A 24,152-nucleotide genomic window follows, 5' to 3' on the forward strand; every position below is an offset into this window, starting at 1 on the left:
GCCCGACCGGAAGGTTGTCGGCGGGCGCGGGGCAAAGGGGCTGGAAATATCGATGGCGGAGAAGACCCACCGCACGATGGATGATTTCGCCAGGGCGTCCGGCGTATCACGGCCGACCCTGTCGAAATATTTCGACGATCCGGCGAGCGTGAAGCCGGCGACCCGGGCGCGCATCGAGGCAGCACTGCGTTCATCGGATTATCAGCCGAATGTTTTCGCGCGCAATCTCAACCGCAAGCGCACCCGCAATGTCGGCATCGTCGTGCCGGCGCTCACCGATCCATTCTATGCCGAAATGGTCAGCCGCATCGAACTGCGCTGCCGCGACGAGGGGTTCTGGCCGATCGTCATCTCCTCGCACGGTTCGCCGAAACTGGAGGCGGAATCGGTCAAGACGCTGCTGTCGCTGAAGGTTGCCGGCGCCATTGTCGCTCCGCTGGGGTTGGTCTCCGAACCCGGCGTCTTCGAGCGGATGAGCGAGGACATTCCGATCGTCTATTTCGACACCTACATCGAGGGCGACACGCCTTTCGTCGGCAACGACAACCACCAGAGCATCTCGACCATCGTCGACTATCTCTGCCGGTCCGGCGAACCGCCGGTCTATGTCGACATTCCGCACGTCAACCACAATTCCGGGGAACGCCTGCAGGGCTACATCGAGACGATGCTAGCCGCCGGCCTGGAACCCGTCATTCTCAAGGCAGCGGGCGACTACAGCTGGGATTTCGAGCGTATCGGCCATGAATGGATGGACAGGACACTCGAGAAGGGCGGCCTGCCGGCCCGCACGCTGTTGTGCGCGAACGACCGTCTCGCCTTCGGTGTCATGTCTGCCGCCTTTTCGCGCGGGCTGAAAATCGGCCGCCGGGCCGATTGCGATTTCCGTGTCGCCGCCCATGACGATCATCCACTGAGCCGCTACACCTGTCCGGCGCTGACCACCATGGCGCAGGATTTTGCCGCCATGGCCGGCCGCAGCGTCGAGATCCTGCTGGCCTTGCTGGACGAGGCGGCATCCCCCGGGCAGGAGATGGCGCGCAACGTCAAGCTCGGCGCGACGCTGGTGATGCGTCAGTCGGCCTGAGCGCGCGTCTGCAACTGCAGCCAGGCCGCCGCCTCGCTCACCGCTTGCCGCGCCGCCAGAATGTGGCGCCCCATCGAGACGAAGCCGTGGATCTGACCCGGCCAGTGCCGCAGGACCAGCGGCACCCCTTCGACGCGCAGGCGTTCGGCATAGGCCGTCCCTTCGTCGGCGAGGATGTCGTGGCCGGCGATCACGACAAACGCCGGTGCGGCGCCAGCCAAGCTTGATGCAAGCAGCGGCGAGACGCGCCAGTCCGTGATGTCGTCCGGCGTTTGCACATAGTGGTCGCGAAACCAGGCCATGGTGGCGGCCGTGAGCCCGAAGCCGTCGCCGAAACGCCGGTAGCTGTCCGCCGTCTGGCGCGCATCGGTGTTGGGATAGATCAGGATCTGGGCGGCAAGCGGCGGCGCCAGCCTGTCCCGGGCGAGCAAGGCCAGAACGGCGGCAAGGTTGCCGCCGGCGCTGTCACCAGCGACGGTGATGCGCGCCGGATCGATGCCAAGCTCTCCGGCGTTTTCCGCCATGAAGCGGAGCGCCGCCGTGCAATCCTCGAGCCCGGCGGGAAACGTGTGCTCCGGCGCCAGCCGATAATCGGGGCAGACGATGACGGCGTTAGCCAGATTGGCGAGCCAGCGGCAGATCTCGTCATGCGAGCAGAGATTTCCGATGACCCAGCCACCGCCATGCAGATAGAGTACTGCACGCGCCCCTGTCCGCGGCGCTCCGATGCCGCGATGGACGCGGATCGTGACCGGGCCGTTCGGCCCGTCGATGTGCCGCTGCGAGGTTGCCGCGACCGGCTCGTGCTCGCCCTGCTGCGTCGGGAAGGAAGCGCCGTAGGCGGCCCGTGCCGCCGCCACACTGCCGTTCTCGAACGGCTCGCCACCGGCCGCACGGCCGATTTCGAGGGCGCGCAAGGCATCAGGATCGAGCGTCATCGCCATCTCCGTCGAAAGCAATTCCAGGAAAAGTGTACGGCGGTTTTCCGTCCGGAATTGCGTGAAAACAAAGGGCCTATGCGAGCAGGCTGCTTGCCTCGTCCTCAGTCAGCAGCGCCGGCTGGACGACGTCGCCGGCAATGGCGACCGAGCTTTTGGTTTCGCCCGAACGCAGGATCGCTTCCATGATCTCAAGCACATGCAGCGCCAGATTGCCGGAGGCGCGAGGCGTTGCTCCTGTCTTCAGAGAGCGCACGAGATCGGCGACGCCGAGCATGCGGTAGTTGGCGCGGTCGGGTGCTGCATAGGGCCAGTTGCGAGCGCCGTAGAGTTCGCTTTCGCTGGCGAAATCCTTCCACTCCGCGCCACGTTCGGACAGCGAGACGGTGCCGCCGAACGTGTCGGGATCGGGCAGGCGCAGCGAACCTTCCGTGCCATGCAGTTCGATCGGATGGTTGGAATGCTTGAAGACGTCCCATGAAGCGCCGAAGGTAATGGTGGCGCCGGAACGGAATTCGAGCAGCGACAGCACATTTGTCGGCGTGCCGACCTTGAAGGTGGTGTTCTTGAACGGTCCCTCGGCGGTGATCAGGCGTTCCTCCTGGCCGCGCGTCGCCATCGCCATGACGCGCGCGACGGGGCCAAGCAGATTGACCAGCATGGTCAGATAATAGGGGCCCATGTCGAACACCGGGCCGCCGCCTGGCTGGTAGTAGAATTGCGGGTTGGGGTGCCAATGCTCCATGCCGCGCCCCATCATGAAGGCGGTGCCGGTGACCGGGCGGCCGATGGCGCCCTCATCCATCAGGCGCCGCGCCCGGCGGCCGGCGGCGCCGAGGAAGGTATCAGGCGCCGAGCCGAGCAGGACGCCCCGCTTGGCCGCTTCCGCCACCAGCCGCCGCCCGTCGCTGGCCGACGTCGCGAGCGGCTTTTCGGTGAAGACGTGTTTTCCCGCCGAAAGAGCGGAAAACGAAATGTCGAAATGCGCGGCGGGAATGGTCAGGTTAAGCACAAGATCGATCTCGGGGTCGGCCAGCAGCGCATCGACGCCAAGCGCCTCGATGCCATATTCCTTCGCCCGCAGCGCCGCCATGTCGGCGGAGATATCGGCGCAGGCGCGCAGTTCGATTCCACCAAAGAGGGCGGCATTGCGCAGATAGGTCATCGAGATGTTGCCGCATCCGATAACGCCGATTGCGAGCTTTGCCTTTGATTTTGCCTGCATTTTCGATCGCTCCTCCCTACATGGTCATGCTTTCTCGAATCCACTGCCCTGGCAATGGATCGCCTTCGAAAAACGCTATACAACATTTTAAATATTGACGCGCGTAAAATTTTTATAGAACATGCGAAAATGCTGGCGCGACATCGGGAGGCTGCCAGCCCTAGGAGGAGAAAATGACAGATATGAAAAAACGGCCGACCGCCGCACCTAAGCCTGTGGGTCATGTGACGATCGCCGATCGTCGCCAGTTTCTCATCGGTTCCGCCGGCCTGCTCGGCGCGGCCGCATTCGGGGCGGGGACGTCCCTCGGCATTGGCCGCGCCCGTGCCCAGTCGCGCGCCGAAATCAGCTTCGCCAGCGCGGCCTTCTTCGGCAAGGAGACCTTCGGCGACCTGATCAAGGCCTTCAACGAATCGCAGGACCGCATCCTGGTCAAGAACATCGAGTTGCCGCCGCCGAGCTCTTCGACCGAAGTCTACCAAGGCCTGGTGCAGCAGCTCGCCCGGCGCAACGGCACGCCCGACGTCTTCAGCCAGGACGTGATCTGGATCGCCGGCTTTGCCGCCGCCGGATGGGCGCTGCCATTGGACGAGTATTTCCCGGCCGACAAGCGCAGCGCCTACTTCACTGGAACCCTTAACGCCTGTACCTATGGCGGCAAGCTCACGGCCCTTCCCTGGTTCATGGATTCGGGCATGTTCTATTACCGCAAGGATGTGCTGGAAAAGCATGGCGGCAAGGTGCCGGAAAACTGGGCCGACATGGCCATCATCGCCGCTGCGGCGCAAAAGGCCGGTGATGTCGACTTCGGCTATCTCTGGCAGGGCAAGCAGGCCGAGGTCCTGGTCTGCGACGCCGTCGAGATCATCACCTCCAACAATGGCGCGATCCTGGCGCCCGACGGCAAGTCGTCGCTGATCAACCAGAAGGGTGCGGTCGAGGCGATCCAGTTCCTGCACGACACCATCGCAACCACCAAGATCAGCCCGCAGGACGTGCTGTCCTGGGACGAGGAGCCGTCGCGCCAGCCCTTCACCTCCGGCAAGGCGATGTTCATGCGCAACTGGTCCTATGTCTACCCGATCGCGCAGGACGCCAAGGCTTCGCAGGTCGTTGACAAGGTTGGCGTGGCACCGCTGCCGTCGTTCCCCGGCGGCAAGAGCTCGGCCTGCCTCGGCGGCTACCAGCTTGGCGTCAATGCCAACTCCAAGCAGCGCGAGGCCGCGATCGAGCTGCTCACCTGGCTGTCGTCGACCGAGACCCAGCACCGCATCGCGCTGAATTTTGGCCTGGCGCCGACACGGCCGGCGTTGTTCCAGGACGAGCAGATCAAGAAGGAACAGCCCTTCATGGCGAGCCTGGAGAAAGTGTTCACCGGTGCCACGGCGCGGCCGATCACGCCGCAATACGCCAAGGTGACGCTTGCCTTGCAGTCCGGCATCTCCAAGGCGCTGGTTTCGGGCAAGGTCCAGGCCGAGATGGACACGCTCGCCGACCAGATCAACAAGATCGTCGCCTGACCATGACCGCGGCCGCCACCATTCCGGGCGCCGGCCGGCCGCGGCGGCTTGGCAGGGCGCTCCCCGGCGCCTTCTGGGCCCTCATCCTGCTGACGCCGGCCTTCGTGTCGCTGGCGTCGGTCTCCTTCTACCCGATCGTCAACGGGCTCTATCTTTCGCTCACCAACACCTCGCTGATCACGCAGGATCAGGATTTCATCGGCTTTTCCAACTATGTGCAGCTGTGGGGCGACCCGCAGTTCTGGAACGCCTGGTGGCACACAATGTGGTTCACTGCCGCCTCGACGGTGCTGGAGACGGTGATCGGGCTCGGCATGGCGCTGATCCTGTGCGAGGCCTTCAAGGGGCGAGGGCTTGTCCGCGCGGCCATGCTGGTGCCCTGGGCGATGCCTACCGTCGTCACCTCAAAGATGTTCGGCTGGCTGTTCGACGGCCAAAACGGCATCGTCAACTACATCCTCCTGCATGCCGGGCTGATCGACCAGAACATCAACTGGTACGGCTCACCCGACACGGCGATGATCACCATCATCATCGCCGATGTCTGGAAGACGACGCCGTTCATGGCGCTGCTGCTTCTGACCGGTCTGCAGACGGTGCCCAATTCGCTGATCGAGGCGGCGCGCATGGACGGCGCCAAGGGCTGGATCACCTTCTGGCATATCCGCTTGCCGCTCCTGACGCCAACCTTGCTGATCGCAGGCCTGTTCCGCGCGCTGGATGCCTTCCGCGTCTTCGACCTCGTCTATGTCTTGACCGGTGGCGGCCCCGCCGATTCCACCGAGACGCTGTCGACGCTGTCCTACAAGGTGCTCTTCTCGACGCTGCAGTTCGGCTACGGCTCGGCCGTGTCGACAGCGATGTTCATCACCGAGGGCATCATCGCGCTGGTCTTCGTCGTCTTCCTTGTCCGCCAGATCAGGAGGGCGCAATGAACGAGACGCGCTCACCGCTGCAGAGCTTCGCCATCTATGCCGGCGCCTTGCTGATCCTCATCTGGTCGGGCGGTCCTTTCCTCTGGCAGTTCTCGACCTCCTTCCAGCTCGACAAGATGCTGACCTCGGGATCGCCGTCGCTGATCCCGCATCCCTTCACGCTGGAGCACTATTACAACGCCTTTTTCGAGAAGCAGCTTCACCGCTATGTCTTGAACTCGCTGGTGGTCTCGCTGGCAACGACCTTCCTGTGCCTGTTTGTCGGCTCGCTGGCCGCCTTCGCGCTGTCGCGGCTCAACATCAAGGGTCGCTTCGGCGTCCTCATGGTCATCCTGTCGGTGTCGATGTTCCCGCAGATCGCGCTGGTCGGCCCGCTCTATCTCGTCGCCACCAATCTCGGCCTGCTTGATACCTACACGGCGCTGATCATCACCTATCTGGCGCTCGGCCTGCCGCTCGTCACCTGGGTGCTGTTCGGCTATTTCGAGACCCTGCCGCGCGAGATCGACGAGGCGGCGCGCATGGACGGCGTCAGCGTGCCTGGCCTGCTCTGGCGTATCATCCTGCCGATGTCGCTGCCGAGCCTGGTGACGACAGGCCTGCTTGCCTTCATCACCGCGTGGAACGAATTCCTGTTCGCGCTCGCCTTCACCTCCAACATCGACCGGCAGACGATCCCGGTCGGCATCGCCAACTTCACCAACCTCTATTACGTCCCCTGGGGCGACATCGCCGCGGCCTCCGCCGTGGTGACCGTGCCGTTGATCCTTCTGGTGCTGTTCTTCCAGCGCCACATCATCGAGGGATTGACCCAGGGCGGCGTCAAGGAATGAACGACATGACACAGACGAAGCTCAAAGTCGGCTGCCAGACCTTCACCTGGGAAATGCTTGGAAAAGCCTGGACCGGCGGCCCCGACGATCTGTTGAAGGCGATCGCCGATGGCGGCTATGCCGGCATCGAGATCACCGACACCATGATCGGCCGCTACGCCGACCGGCCGTCGGAGTTCGCCGCCGCGCTGAAATCCTCCGGCCTGACGCTCGTCTCCTTCGCCTTCGGTTCGAAGAGCGGTTTCACGCTCAAGGAGGAGATCGGCGCCGACCTCGAGGCGGCGCAGCGCTGGATCGATTTCGCTTCCGCCTTTCCCGACGCGCTGGTGTCGATGGGGTCGGCAACCGTGGTGTCCGAAGGGTCGCGCGATGACAAGTTCGCCATCGCCGCCGAGGTTTACAACAAGGCCGGCGAGCTTGGCCGCAAGGCTGGCGTCCAGGTGGCCGTGCATCCGAGCTCGCACCACAACACGCTGCTGTTCGACCGCGCCGATTATGACAGCATCTTTGCCTTGCTCGACCCCGACCAGGTCGGCTGGGTGCCGGACACCGGCCACATATTGCGCGGCCACAAGGACATGGCCGACACGCTGCGCACCTACCGCGACCGCATCCGCTATATCCATTTGAAGGACGTCGATGCCGACGGTACCTGGGCGATGCTGGGCAAGGGCGTCTGCGACACCCAGACGGTCATCGAGATCGCGAACACCGCGCCGCGTTTCAACGGCTGGCTGGTGCTGGAAGAGGAATCCGCAACGGCCGCCGCCGATCCCGCCGGCGCGGTCAAGACCAACCGCCAGACAATGCGCGGCTACGGCGCCTGAAGAACGAGACGATGATCAAGAAACAGGACAGACGCCTCAGGATCGGTGTGCTCGGCTGCGGCCCAATCGCGCAGTTCGCGCATCTGCAGTCCTGCGCGAAGGCCGCAAATGCCGACCTCTACGCCATCTGCGACGCAGCACCCGACCTGCTCGCCCGCATGGGCGCCACCTACGAGCCGCGGAAGATGTATGCCGATTATGACGCGATGCTCGCCGATCCCGAGCTGGAGGCGGTGATCGTGGCGACGTCAGACGCCTATCACGTGCCGATGTCGATCAAGGCGCTCGATGCCGGCAAGCATGTTCTGTGCGAAAAGCCGATCGGCACCTCTGTCGAGGAAGGCGAGGCTCTCGCGGCAGCGGTGAAACGCTCCGGCAAGGTGCTGCAGGTCGGTCACATGAAGCGTTTCGACCCGGCGCTGGAGGCGGCCCGCGACTTCGTCCGCGACGAGATGGGCGAGGTGCTGGCGCTGAAGGCCTGGTATTGCGATTCCACCCATCGCTACACCAACACCGACGCCATTCAGCCGCTGCCCGTCACCAGCAAGCTGGCGAGGAAACCTTCGGGCAATCCAAAGGCCGATTTGCGGCAGTACTTCATGCTGGCGCACGGCTCGCATCTCGTCGATACCGCGCGCTTCCTGTGCGGCGAGATCACCGCCGTGCGCGCCCGCCTCAACGAGCGTTTCGGCGCCTATTGCTGGTTCGTCGAAACCGAATTCGCCAGCGGCGCGCTCGGCCATCTCGATCTTACGGTGGCCGTACGCATGGACTGGCACGAAGGGTTTCAGCTTTATGGCGAGAACGGTTCGGTCATCGCCAAGACATTCAACCCCTGGTACTTCCGCGCCAGCGAGGTCGACATTTTTCATGAGAAGGACGCGACCTCGCGCAAACCGCTCGGCGCCGACGGCCATTTCTTCCGCCGCCAGCTGGAAGGTCTTGCCGATACCGTACTGAACGGCGCGCCGATGCGCGGCGCCAATGTCGAGGACGGCATTGCCTCGATCCGCGCCATGGTGGCGATTGCCCGCTCGGTTGTATCCGGCGAGCGAGTCGAGCTCGCCTCGGTTTCGGGTTCGGTCTGATGCGCCTCGGCATCTTCGCCAAGACTTTTACGGGCAGCGACCCGGCCGCTGTGCTGGCTGCGGTGAAGCAGGCCGGATACGAGACGACGCAGTTCAATCTCGCCTGCGCCGGCCTGCCGTCGATGCCGGATGCGGTACCAGCGGATGCCATCGCTTCCATTCGCGCTGCCGCGCAATCATCAGGCGTTTCGCTCGCAGCGCTGTCGGGCACCTACAATATGGCGCATCCCGACAAGGCCGTGCGCGACGATGGCCTGCGGCGCCTTGCCGTCGTCATCGAGACGGCTTCTGCCCTGGATATCCCCTTGGTCACGCTCTGCACCGGTTCGCGCAATGCCGCCGATCAATGGGCTTATCATCCCGACAATGCCACACCGTCCGCTTGGTCCGACATGGCTGCCGAGATGGCGAAGGCGCTGGCGTTGGCGGAAGAAGCCGGCGTCGATCTCGGCATCGAGCCCGAGCAGGCCAACATCGTCACCTCCGCCACGGATGCGACGCGCCTGATCGCCGACATGGGCTCCAGTCATCTCAAGATCGTGCTCGATCCGGCGAACCTGTTCGAGCACGCGACGCCGGACGAAGCGTGTGCGATCGTTGCGGACGCGATCGAGGAGGCCGCCGGCCACATCGCCATGGCGCACGCCAAGGATCGGCATGGTGACGGCCGCTTCGCCACGGCTGGGCAAGGCATCGTCGATTTTCCGGATTTCGTCGCGCGGCTGAAGAGAGCGGGTTTCGACGGTGCGCTCGTCACCCACGGCCTGTCCGCTGATGAGGCGCCTGATGTCGCCGCCTTCTTGCGGGGACTGCTCTGATGAGCGCCGCGCCGACGGTCATGCATCGCGACGATGCCGCCCTTGGTGTCTTCGACACCGGACAGGGCGAGCTTCCCGTCGTCTTCCAGCATGGCCTCGGCGGCGATGCCAACCAGGTGGCGCAGAATTTTCCTGACAGCCCGTCATGCCGCCGGCTGACCGTCGAGTGCCGCGCGCAGGGCGCCTCCGGCGCTGGCAGCAAGCGTCCGTTCTCGATCGCGATGTTCGCCGATGACGTGTTGGCCGCCGCCGATGCGGCCGGGCTCGACCGCTTCATCGCCGCTGGCATCTCGATGGGTGCGGCGATCGCGTTGCGGCTTGCCGCCTGCCACCCGGACCGCGTGCTTGGCCTGGTTCTGGTGCGTCCCGCCTGGGCCTTCGCTGCTGCGCCGCAAAACATGCGCCCTTACACGGAAGTGGCGGACCTCATCCGCCGGCTTCCACTGGCTGAGGCCCGGGACACCTTCGCGTCCTCGGCGACATCAGCCCGCTTTCGCACAGACGCGCCGGACAATCTCGCCTCGCTGCTCGGCTTTTTCCAGCGCGAAAACGCTGATGTCTTTGCCGAGGTGATGCAGGCCATCGCCAATGACGGGCCTGGCGTGACGCGGGCGCAAGCCGCCAGCCTTGCAATACCCACGCTGGTCATCGGTAGCGGCATCGATCTCGTTCATCCCCTGGCGATCGCACGCGAACTTGCCGGGACCATCCCCAATGCGGTCTTCGCCGAGGTGACGCCAAAGGCCTCTGACAAGGATCGCCATTTCGCCGAAATCGGCGCCGCGATAGGCGGCTTTCTCGACAGAAATTTCAACAACCAGGACCAATCATGACTTCAAAGCCTCTGTCAGGCCCGGCCGCCATCGCCGCATTGCCGCGCGATCGCTTGATCGCCGAATTCTCGCTCTGGTCGGCCAACCTCGCCAATTTCGAGAGCGACCTCAGGCGGATCGAACCCTATGTCGATCTGCATCACATCGATGTGGCGGACGGCCATTTCGCGCCGTCCTTCCTGTTCTTCCCCGATCTCGTCGCCCGCATTGCCGGCCTGACGGCGAAGCCCATCCACGTCCATCTGATGGTCGATGCCGCAATCGTCGAGGCGCAGACGCGCCAGTTCATTGAGGCCGGCGCCGACATGATCAGCGTCCATGCCGAAAACGGCGAGGCGGGATTGCGCGCCGCACGGCTGGCCCGTGAGCTCGGCGCCGAAGCCGGTGTCGTGCTGAGGCTGGAGACGCCGGTCGAGGTGATGAAGCCTTTCGTCTCCGAGGTCGCCTTCGTCACGCTGCTGGGCACCGCGATCGGCGTGAAGGGCCAGGGCCTGTCGGAGACGGCCTGCGACAGGCTGGGTGCTGCCCGCGCCATCCTGCGAGAAGCTGGTCGCGAGGACGCCGTCGTTCTTGCCGCCGATGGCGGCATCCGCCACGAGACCGTGCCGCTGCTGCGTGCCGCCGGCGCCGAGACCGTGGTGCTCGGTTCGCTTGCCTTTGGCGACAAGGATCTGGCCGGTCGCATCGGCTGGCTGCACGGGCTGAAGGTCGCGGCATGAGCACCGAGGCCGCCCTCGCGATCGATCTTGGCGGTACCGAGCTTCGTGCCGCGCTGGTCGACCGCGACGGCAAGATCCTGGCCTTCGCCGCCGTGCCGACGCAGGCGCAGGCCGGCCCCGACGTGGTGATCGGCCAGATCGAGGCGTTGGCCGCCTCCGTGCATGCCGAGGCGCCGGGGCTTGCCATTGTCGGCGTCGGCGTCGGCGCGCCTGGACCGCTCGATCCGCTGGCCGGCATCGCCGTCGGGCCGCCGACGCTGGCCGGCTGGCAGGACGTCCCGCTGGCCGACATGCTCGAGCGGCGGCTTGGCCTGCCGGTGCGGCTGGAGAACGACGCCAACGCGGCGGCACTTGGCGAATGGCGCTTCGGCGCCGGCCATGGCGCACGCTCGCTGGTCTTCGTCACGGTCTCGACCGGCATCGGCGGCGGTGTCGTCGCCGATGGGCGCATCCTGCACGGCCGTCGCGGCCTTGCCGCCGAGATCGGCCACATGACCATCACCAATGAAGGCGAGCGCTGCATGTGCGGCGTCGTCGGCTGTTTCGAGGCCGTCGCCTCGGGCACCGCACTTGGCCGCCGCGCCAACGTTGCGACGTCGGCATTCGATGGCTCGACGCTGCGTCGCCTCTCGGCCAACGCCGAGGTTACGGGGCGCCACGTGGTCGAGGCGGCGCGGCTGCAGGACGATCTCGCTTTGGCCCTGCTCGAGGAGGAAGCGCGCTGGCTGGGCGTCGGCTTCACCAATCTTCTGCATCTCTATTCGCCCGACGTGCTGGTCGTCGGCGGCGGCATCGGCAATGGCCTTGACCTGATGCATCCGGTCATCGAGGCGACCATTCGGCAACGCGCCATGCGCGCCTATCGCGACGTGCCGGTGGTCCAGGCGCAGCTCGGCCGCCATGCCGGGCTGGTCGGCGCCGCCAGCCTTGTGCTGTTTGATGATTTGGGTGCGTTGGCCGCCCGCATGCCTGTCGGGCCAAGCGCCTATCCGGACAAGAGGAGGGACTTCAATGGCTGAGCTCAAGCTGCGCGGCGTGCGCAAGTCCTATGGCAATGCCGAGGTCATCAAGGGCGTCGATCTCGATGTCGGCGACCGCGAGTTCGTCGTCTTCGTCGGCCCCTCCGGCTGCGGGAAGTCGACGCTGCTGCGCATGATCGCGGGGCTGGAGAAGATCACCGCGGGCGAGCTCATGCTCGACGGGGCGCGCATCAACGAGGTCGATCCGTCCGAACGCGGCCTTGCCATGGTGTTCCAGTCCTACGCGCTCTATCCGCATATGACGGTGGCCGAGAACATGGGCTTCGCACTGAAGATCGCCGGCCTGCCGCTGGCCGAGCGAGACGCCAAGGTCAAGGCCGCGGCCGACGTGCTGCAGCTGTCGCATCTGCTCGGCCGGCGGCCCAAGGAACTGTCCGGCGGCCAGCGCCAGCGCGTCGCCATCGGCCGCGCCATCGTGCGCCAGCCGAAAGTCTTCCTGTTCGACGAGCCGCTGTCGAACCTTGATGCGGCACTGCGCGTCAACATGCGGCTGGAACTCATGCAACTGCATGAGCGGCTCGCCGCCACCATCGTCTACGTCACGCACGACCAGACCGAGGCGATGACCATGGCCGACAAGATCGTCGTCCTCAATGGCGGCACGATCGAGCAGGTCGGCTCTCCGCTCGATCTCTATAACCGCCCGGCCAATGTCTTTGTTGCCGGCTTCATCGGCTCGCCGAAGATGAACATGCTGCCGGTGCGGGTCGTGTCCGTGGATGGGAATGGCGTTACGGTCGCCTTGCCGGGCGGGACCCGCCTGGTCGTTCAGGCCGATGCGAGCGCACTCGCGCCGCACAGCGAACTGCTGCTTGGCATCCGGCCGGAGCATATCCGCATCGCCGATGCGGGCCAGTTCAAGGGCGAGGCGGTGCTGGCCGAACGGCTCGGTGGCTTGACCATCCTGCATGCCGATATTGGCGAGAAGGCCAGGCTTGTCGTGCAGACCGAAGGCACCGACACCACCCCGCTGCACAGCCCCGTCGCGATGCAGGTCGATCCGTCCCACTGCCATCTGTTCGCCGCCGATGGCAGAGCACTGGCGCCACTTGGCAGAACGCGCGCCGCCTGATGTCTTCGAGGCATGAAAATGGCCGGAAGCAATGATGCCTCCGGCCATTCGCTATCGTGCGTTCCCGCGGATCACTCGGCGGGAACGATGTCCGCCGGCAGGCTGTCGTCGGCCGTACCCGCCAAGGCTCTCGCCAGCTTGGCCTCGTCGAGTTCGCCTTCCCAGCGCGCGACCACCAGCGTGGCGACGGCGTTGCCGATGAAGTTGGTCAGTGCCCGGCACTCCGACATGAAACGGTCTACGCCGAGGATCAGCGCCATGCCGGCGACCGGCACGGAGGGGACCACCGAAAGCGTCGCGGCGAGCGTGATGAAGCCCGCGCCGGTAATGCCGGCGGCACCCTTCGAGGACAGCATGGCAACCAGTAACAGCAGGATCTGGTCGCCCATCGACAGGTGGATGTTCGTCGCCTGGGCGATGAACAGCGCGGCCAGCGTCATGTAGATGTTGGTGCCGTCGAGGTTGAAGGAATAGCCGGTCGGGATGACCAGGCCGACCACCGAGCGCTTGGCGCCGGCCTTCTCCATTTTCTCCATCAGCGAGGGGAGGGCGGCTTCCGACGAGGAAGTGCCCAGCACCAAAAGCAGCTCTTCCTTGATGTAGCGGAGCAGCGACAGGATGGAGAACCCGTTGTAACGGCAGACCGCACCCAGCACGACGAACACGAACAGCAGCGACGTTGCGTAGAAAGTGCCGACCAGCATGGCGAGGTTGATGACCGAGCCGATGCCGTATTTGCCGATGGTGAAGGCCATGGCGCCGAAAGCGCCGATGGGGGCTGCCTTCATCAAAACGCTGACCAGCTTGAACATAGGCGCCATCAGCGCCTGCAGGAAGTTGAGCACCGGCGCGCCCCTGTCGCCGACCAGCGCCAGCGCGATGCCGAACAGCACCGAGAAGAACAGCACCTGCAATATGTCGCCATCGGCGAAGGCGCCGACGATCGTGCCGGGAATGATGTTCATCAGGAAGCCGGTGACCGACTGGTCATGCGCCTTGGCGGCATAGGTGTTGACGGTCGAGGCATCGAGCGTTGCCGGGTCGATGTTGAAGCCGGCGCCCGGCTGCACGACATTGGCCACGATGAGGCCGATGATGAGCGCCAGCGTCGAGAAGGTGAGGAAATAAAGCATCGCCTTGCCGGCGACGCGGCCGACCTTCTGCAGGTCGCTCATGCCGGCGATGCCGGTCGCCACCGTCAGGAAGATGACCGGGGCGATGATCATCTTGACCAGCTTGATGAAGGCGTCGCCGAGCGGCTTCATGCTCTCGCCGATCGACGGATAGTAATGGCCGAGCAGGATGCCGACGGTGATCGCCACCAGCACCTGCACGTAGAGTTGGGCATAGAGGGGCTTGCGCTGCGCGGCGGCCGCGCCCGATTGATCTGCGATGTGCATCGAACTCTCCCTGGCCGGATGGACGGAACCCGCCCTGCGTGACTTCTCCCATCGCGGCGTTCCGGTCGCCCGCCGCTGCAAGGAGTATTGCAAGCGCTGTGCCAGACCGGGGGAAGCCCGGAATCCCGGGTTTCCGGGCATTCTTCGGTTGCCTTTGGCGGAGGCGTGTGCGGATTTCCGCACAGGAAGGCGATTGCCTGGGCGGAATTTCGCATTAGAGTGTGGCCGCAAGGCCGCGAGAAAGGGAGAGGGCAGACGTCGCAGGCACGCACCGATAGCGGCTCAGCCGGGTTTGCCGGCGGCGGACCGCTGCGCGAGGCGGTTGGCCGGATGCGCGACGGCCGCTGGCTTGTCGTGGTTATCGCCCTTGCGATACTGGCCGGCGCGATCGCCATCGCGGGGCGCATCGCCACCGGCCAGGCGACCAGTGACCTGCGCGACACGGCACTTGCCGCCCTGCCGCTGGCGGCGGGGACGCTGACAGGCGAAATCGACAAACAGCGCCTCGTCCCGCTGGTGCTGGCACGCGACGACGCGGTGCGCGGGGCCTTGCGCCGGGCCGGGACGATGCAGGAAGCGGCCCTCAACGACAAGCTCAAGGCGATCGCCGGCGATGCCTCGGCCTCCGCCATCTACGTCATCGACACGGCGGGCATCGCGATATCGGCCAGCAATGCCGGTGAACCGACGAGCTTTGTCGGCATCGACTATAATTTCCGACACTATTTCAACGAGGCAATGGCGAAGGGCTCCGCCAGCCAGTATGGCCTGGGCACGATCAGCGGCCGGCCGGGTCTCTATCTTTCGAGTCGCGTCGACGACAACGGCAAGGCGCTGGGCGTTGTGGTGTTGAAGGTCGAACTCGATGGTGTCGAGGCCAATTGGCGCTCCAGCGGGTTCCTTGTTTTCGTCACCGACGAACGCGGCGTCGTTCTGGCCACCAGCCAGCCCGAATGGCGGTTTCATGCGCTGGCGCCGCTCTCCGCCCAAGATGCCGCCGCTGCCCATGAGCAGCTGCAATTGGCCGATGCCGCCTTCGAACCGCTGCCGATGCGGCGCGGTGCCGGCGACGGCCTGGCGACGATCGAGAGCTCGGGAAAGCCGCGCCAGTTCGTCGAAGTGGTGCAGGGCCTGCCCGATGCGGTCCCGGGCTGGCGCCTCTGGCTGCTGACGCCGGCCGACGCCGCCCTCTCGTCCGCCGCCAACACGGCGCGCCTGACGACGCTGCTTGGGCTGCTGCTGACCGGCTTGCTTGCCTATGTGCTCACAAGACGCCGCCGCGCACGCCGGCTGCGGCAGGAGGCGCTGGCGCGCATGAATGCCGAGCTCGAAAGCCGGGTGTCCTCGCGAACCGCCGAACTGACACGCTCCAACTCGGCACTCGCCGGCGAAATCGCCGAGCGTGAGAGCGCCGAAGCCAAGGTCCGCCGGCTGCGCGACGATCTCGCCCAGGCCAACCGGCTTTCCATCCTAGGCCAGATTGCCGCGGGCGTAGCGCATGAGATCAACCAGCCGGTCGCCGCGATCCGCACCTATGCCGAGAATGCCGGCCGCTTTCTCGAAGGCGGCAAGACAGAACCGGCAACCGGCAATCTGACGTCGATCGTCTCGATGACCGAACGCATTGGCGCCATCACCAGCACCTTGCGGACTTTCGCCCGCCGGCCCGGTGTCGCTGCTTCGCCGCTGCCGGTGCGCGAGGCGATCGACGGCGCACTGTCGTTGCTCTCCGGCCGCATCCGCGATTCCGGCGTCACCATCGTCAAGCCACGCGGCAATGCATCGCCGATGGTGATGGCAAGCCGCATCCGGCTGGAGCAGATCTTGGTCAACCTGCTGCAGAATGCGCTCGATGCCATGAAGGACCAGCCAGATCCCCGCATCGAGATCGATCTCGCCGAGCGCGACGACAGGGTGCTGATCTCGGTGCGCGACAACGGTCCCGGCCTCGGGCCGGAAGCGGCGGGCAATCTGTTCATGCCGTTCCAGACCACCAAGGAGAAAGGGCTCGGCCTCGGGCTGGTGATCTCGCAGGAGATCGCCCAGGAACTGGGCGGCACGCTGCGGCTCGATCCCGACAGCGCCGCCGGGGCATCCTTCACCATTGATCTGAGGCGAATTGAATGAACGAGGGACCAGGGCTGGTGGCGCTCGTCGAAGACGATGCCGACCTGTTGCACGCCACCACGCAATTGCTCGAACTCGCCGGCTTCACGGTGGTCGCGCGCGACGCCGCGGAGGCAGCGCTTGCTGTCGTCGACAGGGACTTCGATGGCGTCGTCGTCAGCGATATCCGCATGCCGGGCATGAACGGGCTGCAGCTGTTCGATCGCATCAAGGCGATCGACCCTGATATACCCGTGATCCTGGTCACCGGGCATGGCGATGTCGACCTTGCCGTCGCCGCGCTCAAGGACGGCGTCTATGATTTCATCCCGAAGCCCTATGCCGGCGATCGGCTCGTCGAGGCGCTGAAACGGGCGAGCGAGAAGCGGCGGCTGGTGATGGAGAACCGGCGCCTGCGTGAAGCCGCGGCACAGGCTGCCGACGGCCTGCCGCTGATCGGCGAAGCGCCCTCGATCCGCCGCCTGCGCGAAACCTTGCGCCAGATCGCCGACATGGATGTCGATGTGCTGGTAGAAGGCGAGACCGGGACCGGCAAGGAAGTGGTGGCCGACCTCCTGCACCGGTGGGGCCGGCGCCGGGCAAAGCCCTTCGTGGCGTTGAACTGCGGTGCTCTGCCCGAGACCGTCATCGAAAGCGAGCTGTTCGGCCACGAGGCCGGAGCGTTCACCGGCGCGCAGCGGCGGCGGATCGGCCGCGTCGAGCATTCCAGCGGCGGCACGCTGTTCCTCGACGAGATCGAATCCATGCCGCCGGCTCTCCAGGTCAAGCTGCTGCGGGTGCTGGAGACACGCAGCTTGACCCCGCTTGGCTCGAACGAGACCCGGCGCCTCGATCTCAGGGTCGTGGCGGCGACCAAGGTCGACCTCGGCCGGCCCGACCAGCGCGGCGACTTCCGCGAGGACCTTTATTTTCGCCTCAACGTGGTGACGCTGCGCATTCCGCCGCTGCGTGAGCGGCGCGGCGATATCCCCATGCTGTTCGGGCATTTCCTCGGCAAGGCGGCGGAGCGCTTCGGTCGGCCGGTCGCAAAGGTGAACGCCGCGGTAAGCGATCATCTCCAGTCGCATGACTGGCCGGGTAATGTGCGCGAGCTCGCCCATTTTGCCGATCGCGTGGCGCTCGGTCTCGGCCCGGACGACGAAGCCGAGGCGCCCGCGCGGCTTGCGGAACCCTCGGCGGCGTTGCCGGAGCGGGTCGGGCAATATGAGGCACAGCTCATCCGCGATGCGCTGCGCGACCATGGTGGCGATGTGCGCGGGGCCATCGACGCGCTCGGCGTGCCGCGCAAGACATTCTACGACAAGCTCAAGCGCTACGGCATCGCCGCATCCGAATTCCGCAATGGCGGAGATCCGCACCCTGTTCGAGAGCCGACATAGACATTGCGCCAGGGCTTTGCGCCTCGTAACGCTTCACTCCCATCCAGCCGAGCTTTCCGGAAAGAGCCATGAAGACGAACCTAGAAACAACGGCAAACCCCTTGCCGGAAGAACTGGCCTTTCTCGGCGAGCGCCTGACGGTGTTCAACGATGGCGATGTCGGCGCGTCCGAAAGGAAACCGCTGGCTGTGTTCGTGCGTGACGAGGATGGCGCGATTGTCGCCGGCATTTCGGGCTACACGGCCTGGGGCTGGCTTTACGTGCAATGGCTGTGGGTCGACGAGAGGCTGCGCGGCCAGCACATGGCCGGCAAGATGCTGGACGCGGCCGAGCAGGAAGCCGTGGCGCGCGGTTGCCATGGCGCGTTGATCGACACCTTCAACCCGAATGCCGACAAGGTCTACCGGCGTCAGGGCTATCGGCCATTCGGCGCGCTGGCCGATTTTCCGGTCGGGCGCAGCCGCATCTTCCTGCAGAAGAAACTGGTTTAACCGGCAAGCTTTCCGCCGCGCATCGGCTGCGGCGCACCCGTGGTGCTCGGAAAACTGATCGGCAGGCCGCGCAGCACGCGCACCGCGAGGAAGGCGAAACACTCGGCCTCCACCGCGTCGCCGCTCCAGCCGAGGCTTTCGGCCTGCACCACCTCGACACCGGCGCGGCTGGCGAGCATGGCCATCATCGTCGGATTGTGGCGGCCGCCGCCGCTGACCACCAGCTTCTTCGGCCGGTGTGGCAAGAGGTCGAGGGCCTTGCCGACGGCGCCGGCGGTGAAGGCGGTGAGCAGGGCCGCACCATCCTCGACGTTGAGGCCATCGGCCATGGCGGCGCCGAAGTCGAAACGGTCCAGCGATTTGGGATAGGGCTTGCTGAGATAAGGATGCTGCAACAGCTTGGCGAGCCTTGCCTCGTCGACCGTTCCCGCCCGGCCAAGCGCGCCGTCGCGGTCCATTTCGCCTAGCCCCCTCGACTTGATGAAATCGTTGAGCGGTGCGTTGGCGGGGCCGGTGTCGAAGGCGACGACATTGTCGGCGCCGTCCCACCAGGTGATGTTGGCGACGCCGCCGAGGTTAAGCACGGCGACCTCGCCGCTGGCGCCAGCGCTGCGCATCAGCGCGGTGTGATAGGCCGCGGCCAGGGGGGCGCCTTGCCCGCCGGCGCGCATGTCGGCCGACCGGAAATCATAGGCCACCTTGGCGCCCAAGATGGCGTGCATCAGCTCGCCGTCGCCGAGTTGCCGGGTTTGGCCGAGCCGTCCGACCTGCGGCGCGCGATGCAGCACGGTCTGGCCGTGGAAGCCGACGACGCCGATATCGGCCATCGTCATGCCATAGCCCTCGACCAATTCCTTCACCGCTGCCGACTGGGCACGCGTCAGCGCTTCCTCGGCCTTGCGGAAGATCGCCGGTTCCGGCCCGACGAAGTTCCAGGCCCGTGCGGCCGTCAGCGTCTCTTCTAGCAGCGAGCGGATCGATTGGGGATAGGGCATCAGCCGATACGTGCCGAAATCGTCAATCCGCTCGCCGTCGGTCTTGATCAGCGCGACGTCGATATTGCCGTCAAGCACGGTGCCGGTCATCAGGCCGACGGCCCAGATTGGTTCCATCATCTAGCTCCTAAAGTCCATTGACGAGATCGCCGACCGTCTGCCGCAGCGAAGCGATTCCGCTGTCGAAATGACGTGTCGGATGGATCCGGTTGGTGAGCAAGGTCCAGGCCTTGCCTGTGTCGAAATCGACCCACAGTCCGGTGCCGGTGAAGCCGGTATGGCCGATCGTTCCCGGGCTGCACAAGGACCCGCCGGACCAGCCCTCGTAAGGGCGCTCCCAGCCGTGGGTGCGGGTGGCGGACAAAGGTGTGCGCATCAGCGCGATCGAATTCTTGGAAGCGCCGGTCAGCAGCTCCTGCGCGAAATCCAGCACCGAAGCGGCCGTTCCGAACAGACCGGCATGACCGGCGCCCTCCAGGGCCGAGCAATTGTCGTCATGGACTTCACCGGACAGCACGCGATGACGCCAAGTGCAGTCCTCGGTCGCCGCGGCGACATCCGGCTCCGTGGACCATGCAAAGCCGGGGCCAGGATCCAGGTCGCGGATGGTGTTGCCCGAAAGCCGTTCCAGCGCAAAGCCGAGCAGGATGAAATTGATGTCGGAATAGACGGGGTCACGGCTTCGCCATTCGCGTTGCAGGATGAAGGCGCGCAGCAGGTCGGGGTCACGCCCGTAAGTGTAGATCGGCTCGACGGCCGGAAACGGCGTCTGATGGCCGAGGCATTGGCGAAACGTCACCTGCCGCTCCCAGGCCCCTGCGTCATATTGGCGAAGGTCTGGCAGAACCGAGATCAGCGGCGCGTCGAGATCGATGACGCCGTCCTCCGCCAGTGTCAGGATGCGCGGCGTGGTGAAGATGATTTTGGTCAGCGATGCCAGGTCGAACCAGGTTTCGGCGGTCATCGGCCGCTGCTTCGGCACGAGTTGCGCCGAGCCGATCGCCCTGACGATGCGGTGGCCATTGCTGTCGACAATGCCGAGCACGCCGCCGGGAATGCGCTTGGCCGATACAGCTGTTAGGAGCGGCGCAAACGCCCGGTCGAAGAGCTGTTGAAGATCGCTGGAGGGAACTGAAGTCACGCCTCAACCCTTGCTCGATGGTCCGGCCCAAACTGCTCCCACCGCGCCGGCGTCGGTTCAAATCCCCGAGGACGCACAAGCGAAGGCACTTGGCGTGTGTCTAGTTCGAAATGCTCACGCCGCCGCTCGATGGTTGGAACGGCTGATATCAGCTTCTTCGTATAGGAATGCTTCGGCTTTGACAGCACCGAGGCCGCGTCGCCGATCTCGACGATCTGGCCGGCATAGATGACGGCGATGCGATGAGCGATCCGCTCGACGACAGCCATGTCGTGCGAGATGAAGAGATAAGCCAGCCCGAACTCGCGCTGCAGGTCGACCAGCAGCTCCAGCACCTTGGCTTGCACCGAGACGTCCAGCGCCGACACTGCTTCATCGAGAACGACGACCGACGGATTGAGCATCAGCGCGCGGGCAATGCAAAGCCTCTGCCGCTGGCCGCCGGAGAATTCATGCGGGTAGCGCCCTAGGCTGTTCCTGGGCAGGCCGACGCGTTCCAGAAGGTTCGCCATCCTCGCCAGCGTTTCCGCATTCACCCGGCCGCTGGTGGCGATCACCGGTTCGGCCAGGATGCTCTCGATCGTCAGCCTCGGGTTAAGTGAGGCATAGGGGTTCTGGAACACCATCTGCACGGGCTTGGTGCCGCGCTCGGCGGAAGCCGCTCGGGTGCCGACCGAGAAGCTGCCGCGTGTCGCGCGCACCAGGCCGAGAACCGCCTTCGCGGTTGTCGATTTGCCAGAACCGCTCTCACCGACGATGGCCAAGGTCTCGCCCGGCATCAGGTCGAAATCGACGCCGTCGACGGCGTGCACGGCGCCGGTGGCGCGACTGAAGAAATTACTCTTGAGGGGGAACCTCACGACCAGTCCGTCGACCTTCAAGGCCGGTTCTGCATGTGCGTCCCCGGCGCGCTGTCCGTCCGCGCGCGTAGCGCTTCCGTTGGCGAAATGCGGCACGTCCTGCAGCAGATGCTGCGTGTAGGGATGCCGCGGGTGATCGAGGATCTGGTTTAGCTCGCCTTGCTCCACGGCCTGCCCGTTCTGCATCACCATCACCTTGTCGGCGATGCCGGCAACGAGGCCGATATCATGGGTGATGAAGATGACAGACATGCCTGTCTCGCGCTTCAGTTCGGCCAGCAGGGCCATGATCTGCGCCTGCACGGTGACGTCGAGCGCCGTGGTCGGCTCGTCGGCGATCAGCAGGCGTGGATTGCAGGCCAGCGCGATGGCGATCATCACCCTTTGCAGCATGCCGCCGGACAACTGGTTGGGCGTGTATTTCAGCCGCCGCGCTGCGTCGGGAATGCGCACGCGGTCGAGCGCATCCTTGGCCGCGGCCGTGGCCTGCCTGCCGGTCAGCCCGCGGTGCAGGCGAAACGATTCCTCGATCTGCGTACCGATGGTCAGAACCGGGTTGAGCGATGTCATCGGCTCCTGGAAGATCATGCCGATCTCGGCGCCGCGAATGCCGGTCAGTTGCGGTTCGGTGGCGGCCATCAGGTCGAAGAGGCTGCCGTCGGTACGCTTCAGTTTCATCGAGCCGCCAATGATGCGGCCGCCGCCGAAATCGATCAGCCGGTTGATCGACAGCGCTGTGACGGATTTGCCGGAGCCGCTTTCGCCGACAATGGCCAGTGTTTCGCCGTCGGCGAGGTCGAAGCTGACGCCGCGCACCACTTCATTGGCTTGAGGATTGCGGCCGAAGCCGACGCGCAGATCGCGGACGGACAGCAGCGGCGTCATGCCGGCGCCCTCCGCATCCTGGGGTCGAGGATATCGCGCAAGGCGTCGCCCAGAAGGTTGAAGCCAAGGATGCTGATCATGATGGTCAGGCCTGGAAAGATCATCAGCCAGGGCGCGGTCTCCATCAGATTGCGGCTGTCGCTCAGCATCAGGCCGAGCGAGGCGGCGGGCGGCTGTGTTCCCAGACCGAGGAAGCTCAGGCCGGCTTCGGTCAGCAGCGCCCAGGCCAGCGCCAGCGTCACCTGCACGGTCAGCGGCGCCACCAGATTGAGCAGCAGGTGCCGCGTGACGATGTAGCTCGAACTGCTGCCGAAGGTGCGCGCGGCGTCGACGAATTCGCGCGCCTTGAGCGACAAAGCAGGGCCGCGCACCACGCGGGTGAAGATCGGCGTGTAGACGATGCCGATGGCGACGACACTGGTCCATGTGCCCGGCCCGGCGACGGTGACGATGAGCAATGCCAGAAGGATCGCCGGGAAGGCCAGCAGCACGTCCATGATGCGCATCACCACGCCGTCCCAGCGGCGTCCGAGCCAGGCTGCCGCCAGCCCGAGAACCGTGCCGGCAAGGGTCGCGAAGGCAACCGAGAAGAAGGCGACCGTGAAGGACTGCCCGATGCCCGCCATCAGCCGGCTGGCCACGTCGCGGCCGAACAAATCGGTGCCCATCCAGTAGGCGCCGCTGGGCGCATGCAGCCGGTCGACGCGGAACTGCGTGATCGGATTGTGCGGCGTCAGCCCGGCGAGGCCGAGGATGGCGATCAGCAGGTAGATGCCGACGATGACGCCTCCGATGCGGCCGCTGCCATGGCCGAAAATGGCGCGCAGGATACGCATCACTGCTCTCCAAGCCGGATGCGCGGATCGAGCCCGACATAGGCGAGGTCGACCAGGAGGTTGACGATCATGAAGTTGAAGGCGATGAACAGCACGCTGCCCTGCACCAGAGCGTAGTCGCGCTGCAGGATGGCGTCGAGCACCATGCGTCCAAGCCCGGGCAGCGCGTAGATTTGCTCGACGATGACGGCGCCGCCCAGGAGATAGCCGAATTCGATGCCGCTCAGCGTCACCACCGGGATCAGCGCATTGGGCAAGGCATGCCGCCAGATGACGCTGCGCGCCGGCGCGCCCTTGCTGCGCGCGGTGCGCACATAATCGTCGCTCAACACGTCGAGCATGGCCGAACGCGATATGCGGGTGACGGACGCGGCGAAGGCGAAGCCGAGCGTGATGGCGGGCAGGATCAGCTGGCTGAGATTGCGCAAGGGATCCTGCCAGAGCGGCGCGAATTCGCCCATCGCCGGCAGCACGCCGAAGCCGGCCGACAGCGCGTAGATGATCAAGAGGCCAAGCACGAAGCTCGGCGTCGACTGGCCGATCATGGCGACGATGCGCACCCCAAGGTCGGATGGCTTTTCATTATGCGTGGCGGCATAGATCCCGGCCGGCATGCCGACGGCGAGCGCGATGATCATCGACAGCAGAGCCAGTTCCAGCGTCAGCGGAAATCGCTCGAGAATGACGTCGAGAACCGGCCTGCCATAGGTGACGGAGATGCCGATATTGCCGTGCAGGATGCCGCCGATCCAGCGCCAGTACTGGACGAACCAAGGCTGGTCGATGCCGAAATAGGCGGCGAGCGCATCCCGCTGCGCCGGCGTCAGCAGGCCGGCTTCGGTGCCCAGCATCGCCGTGATCGAATCGCCCGGCACCATCCGGATCGCCACGAAGACCAGGATGGACACGCCAAGCAGGACGAGAGGAAACGTCGCCAGTCGCCGCATCAGATAGTTCACGCGAAGGATACCTCTCGTCTAGAGCATGATGCCGAAAAGTGTGAAGCGGTTTTCGGACGACATCATGCTCTATCCCTTTGATCTACAGGCGGATTCAGATTTCAGGTCGATTCGGCCTGAATCATCCGGCTCTAGTGCCTGGCA

22 protein-coding genes are annotated in these 24,152 nt (G+C 65.3%); 14 read left to right on the top strand and 8 right to left on the bottom strand.

The annotated features are described in order from the left end of the window. The first annotated feature begins 52 nt into the window (after positions 1-52). On the top strand, positions 53-1,087 hold the full coding sequence (locus AC07SZ_RS33280; protein WP_494917610.1) for a LacI family DNA-binding transcriptional regulator: 1,035 nt from the start codon (positions 53-55) through the stop codon (positions 1,085-1,087). On the opposite strand, the gene AC07SZ_RS33285 is transcribed toward AC07SZ_RS33280, so the two are convergent. Continuing rightward, complete coding sequence (locus AC07SZ_RS33285; RefSeq protein WP_494917611.1) at positions 1,075-2,025, bottom strand: alpha/beta hydrolase; 951 nt, start codon at positions 2,023-2,025, stop codon at positions 1,075-1,077. The genes AC07SZ_RS33280 and AC07SZ_RS33285 overlap by 13 nt on opposite strands. Before the next feature lie 76 nt (positions 2,026-2,101). After that, positions 2,102-3,250: a Gfo/Idh/MocA family protein gene (locus AC07SZ_RS33290; RefSeq protein ID WP_065004935.1), complete on the bottom strand. Its 1,149-nt coding sequence runs from the start codon at positions 3,248-3,250 to the stop codon at positions 2,102-2,104. Between the two features lie 173 nt (positions 3,251-3,423). On the opposite strand from AC07SZ_RS33290, the gene AC07SZ_RS33295 reads away from it, so the two are divergent. From AC07SZ_RS33295 to AC07SZ_RS33340, 10 genes are read left to right on the top strand one after another with little or no spacing between them, the layout of a single operon-like run. Then, positions 3,424-4,770: an ABC transporter substrate-binding protein gene (locus AC07SZ_RS33295; protein ID WP_065004936.1), complete on the top strand. Its 1,347-nt coding sequence runs from the start codon at positions 3,424-3,426 to the stop codon at positions 4,768-4,770. 2 nt (positions 4,771-4,772) lie between these two features. Further along, on the top strand, positions 4,773-5,705 hold the full coding sequence (locus tag AC07SZ_RS33300) for a carbohydrate ABC transporter permease (RefSeq protein ID WP_065004937.1): 933 nt from the start codon (positions 4,773-4,775) through the stop codon (positions 5,703-5,705). Further along, entirely contained in the window at positions 5,702-6,538 is an 837-nt protein-coding gene (locus AC07SZ_RS33305; RefSeq protein ID WP_494917612.1) for a carbohydrate ABC transporter permease, read from the top strand. Before AC07SZ_RS33300 ends, AC07SZ_RS33305 begins: the two co-directional genes overlap by 4 nt. A gap of 5 nt (positions 6,539-6,543) precedes the next feature. Then, entirely contained in the window at positions 6,544-7,365 is an 822-nt protein-coding gene (locus AC07SZ_RS33310) for a sugar phosphate isomerase/epimerase family protein (RefSeq protein WP_494917613.1), read from the top strand. 11 nt (positions 7,366-7,376) lie between these two features. Continuing rightward, a complete protein-coding gene (locus AC07SZ_RS33315) occupies positions 7,377-8,453 on the top strand; it encodes a Gfo/Idh/MocA family protein (RefSeq protein WP_494917614.1) in 1,077 nt (358 codons plus the stop codon). Continuing rightward, positions 8,453-9,271 carry a sugar phosphate isomerase/epimerase family protein gene (locus AC07SZ_RS33320; RefSeq protein ID WP_494917615.1) on the top strand — a complete coding sequence of 273 codons (819 nt, stop codon included), beginning with the start codon at positions 8,453-8,455 and terminating at the stop codon, positions 9,269-9,271. Before AC07SZ_RS33315 ends, AC07SZ_RS33320 begins: the two co-directional genes overlap by 1 nt. Beyond that, positions 9,271-10,104: an alpha/beta fold hydrolase gene (locus AC07SZ_RS33325; RefSeq protein ID WP_494917616.1), complete on the top strand. Its 834-nt coding sequence runs from the start codon at positions 9,271-9,273 to the stop codon at positions 10,102-10,104. The genes AC07SZ_RS33320 and AC07SZ_RS33325 overlap by 1 nt, the downstream gene beginning before the upstream one ends. Then, the gene (locus AC07SZ_RS33330) at positions 10,101-10,823 is read left to right on the top strand and encodes a ribulose-phosphate 3-epimerase (protein WP_494917617.1); all 723 of its coding nucleotides are present in this window, start codon (positions 10,101-10,103) and stop codon (positions 10,821-10,823) included. The genes AC07SZ_RS33325 and AC07SZ_RS33330 overlap by 4 nt, the downstream gene beginning before the upstream one ends. After that, positions 10,820-11,842 carry an ROK family protein gene (locus AC07SZ_RS33335; RefSeq protein ID WP_494917618.1) on the top strand — a complete coding sequence of 341 codons (1,023 nt, stop codon included), beginning with the start codon at positions 10,820-10,822 and terminating at the stop codon, positions 11,840-11,842. Before AC07SZ_RS33330 ends, AC07SZ_RS33335 begins: the two co-directional genes overlap by 4 nt. Further along, complete coding sequence (locus AC07SZ_RS33340; RefSeq protein ID WP_494917619.1) at positions 11,835-12,935, top strand: ABC transporter ATP-binding protein; 1,101 nt, start codon at positions 11,835-11,837, stop codon at positions 12,933-12,935. The genes AC07SZ_RS33335 and AC07SZ_RS33340 overlap by 8 nt, the downstream gene beginning before the upstream one ends. 71 nt (positions 12,936-13,006) lie before the next feature. On the opposite strand, the gene AC07SZ_RS33345 is transcribed toward AC07SZ_RS33340, so the two are convergent. Continuing rightward, entirely contained in the window at positions 13,007-14,335 is a 1,329-nt protein-coding gene (locus AC07SZ_RS33345) for a dicarboxylate/amino acid:cation symporter (RefSeq protein WP_494917620.1), read from the bottom strand. A gap of 330 nt (positions 14,336-14,665) precedes the next feature. Here AC07SZ_RS33345 and AC07SZ_RS33350 point away from each other — a divergent pair, with 330 nt between their 5' ends. From AC07SZ_RS33350 to AC07SZ_RS33360, 3 genes are all read left to right on the top strand, one after another. Beyond that, positions 14,666-16,462 (top strand): sensor histidine kinase, encoded by a 1,797-nt coding sequence (locus AC07SZ_RS33350; protein WP_494917631.1) that lies wholly within the window; start codon positions 14,666-14,668, stop codon positions 16,460-16,462. Continuing rightward, positions 16,459-17,841, top strand: coding sequence for a sigma-54-dependent transcriptional regulator (locus AC07SZ_RS33355; protein WP_172374259.1), 1,383 nt, complete (start codon positions 16,459-16,461; stop codon positions 17,839-17,841). The genes AC07SZ_RS33350 and AC07SZ_RS33355 overlap by 4 nt, the downstream gene beginning before the upstream one ends. 68 nt (positions 17,842-17,909) lie before the next feature. After that, positions 17,910-18,332 carry a GNAT family N-acetyltransferase gene (locus AC07SZ_RS33360; RefSeq protein ID WP_494917621.1) on the top strand — a complete coding sequence of 141 codons (423 nt, stop codon included), beginning with the start codon at positions 17,910-17,912 and terminating at the stop codon, positions 18,330-18,332. On the opposite strand, the gene AC07SZ_RS33365 is transcribed toward AC07SZ_RS33360, so the two are convergent. Genes AC07SZ_RS33365 through AC07SZ_RS33385 form a run of 5 tightly spaced genes read right to left on the bottom strand, consistent with a single transcriptional unit; the run spans position 18,329 to position 24,008 of the window. Beyond that, positions 18,329-19,444: an anhydro-N-acetylmuramic acid kinase gene (locus AC07SZ_RS33365; protein ID WP_494917622.1), complete on the bottom strand. Its 1,116-nt coding sequence runs from the start codon at positions 19,442-19,444 to the stop codon at positions 18,329-18,331. The two genes, AC07SZ_RS33360 and AC07SZ_RS33365, sit on opposite strands and share 4 nt — an antisense overlap. A 10-nt stretch (positions 19,445-19,454) precedes the next feature. After that, the gene (locus AC07SZ_RS33370) at positions 19,455-20,468 is read right to left on the bottom strand and encodes a serine hydrolase domain-containing protein (RefSeq protein WP_494917623.1); all 1,014 of its coding nucleotides are present in this window, start codon (positions 20,466-20,468) and stop codon (positions 19,455-19,457) included. Continuing rightward, positions 20,465-22,213, bottom strand: a complete 1,749-nt coding sequence (locus tag AC07SZ_RS33375; protein ID WP_172374257.1) for an ABC transporter ATP-binding protein — start codon at positions 22,211-22,213, stop codon at positions 20,465-20,467. The genes AC07SZ_RS33370 and AC07SZ_RS33375 overlap by 4 nt, the downstream gene beginning before the upstream one ends. Next, positions 22,210-23,049, bottom strand: a complete 840-nt coding sequence (locus AC07SZ_RS33380) for an ABC transporter permease (protein ID WP_056564472.1) — start codon at positions 23,047-23,049, stop codon at positions 22,210-22,212. The genes AC07SZ_RS33375 and AC07SZ_RS33380 overlap by 4 nt, the downstream gene beginning before the upstream one ends. Next, positions 23,049-24,008, bottom strand: coding sequence for an ABC transporter permease (locus tag AC07SZ_RS33385; RefSeq protein WP_172374256.1), 960 nt, complete (start codon positions 24,006-24,008; stop codon positions 23,049-23,051). The genes AC07SZ_RS33380 and AC07SZ_RS33385 overlap by 1 nt, the downstream gene beginning before the upstream one ends. Positions 24,009-24,152 lie beyond the last annotated feature (144 nt).

The sequence above is a fragment of the Mesorhizobium sp. GW821-FHT07A06 genome, assembly GCF_059419085.1.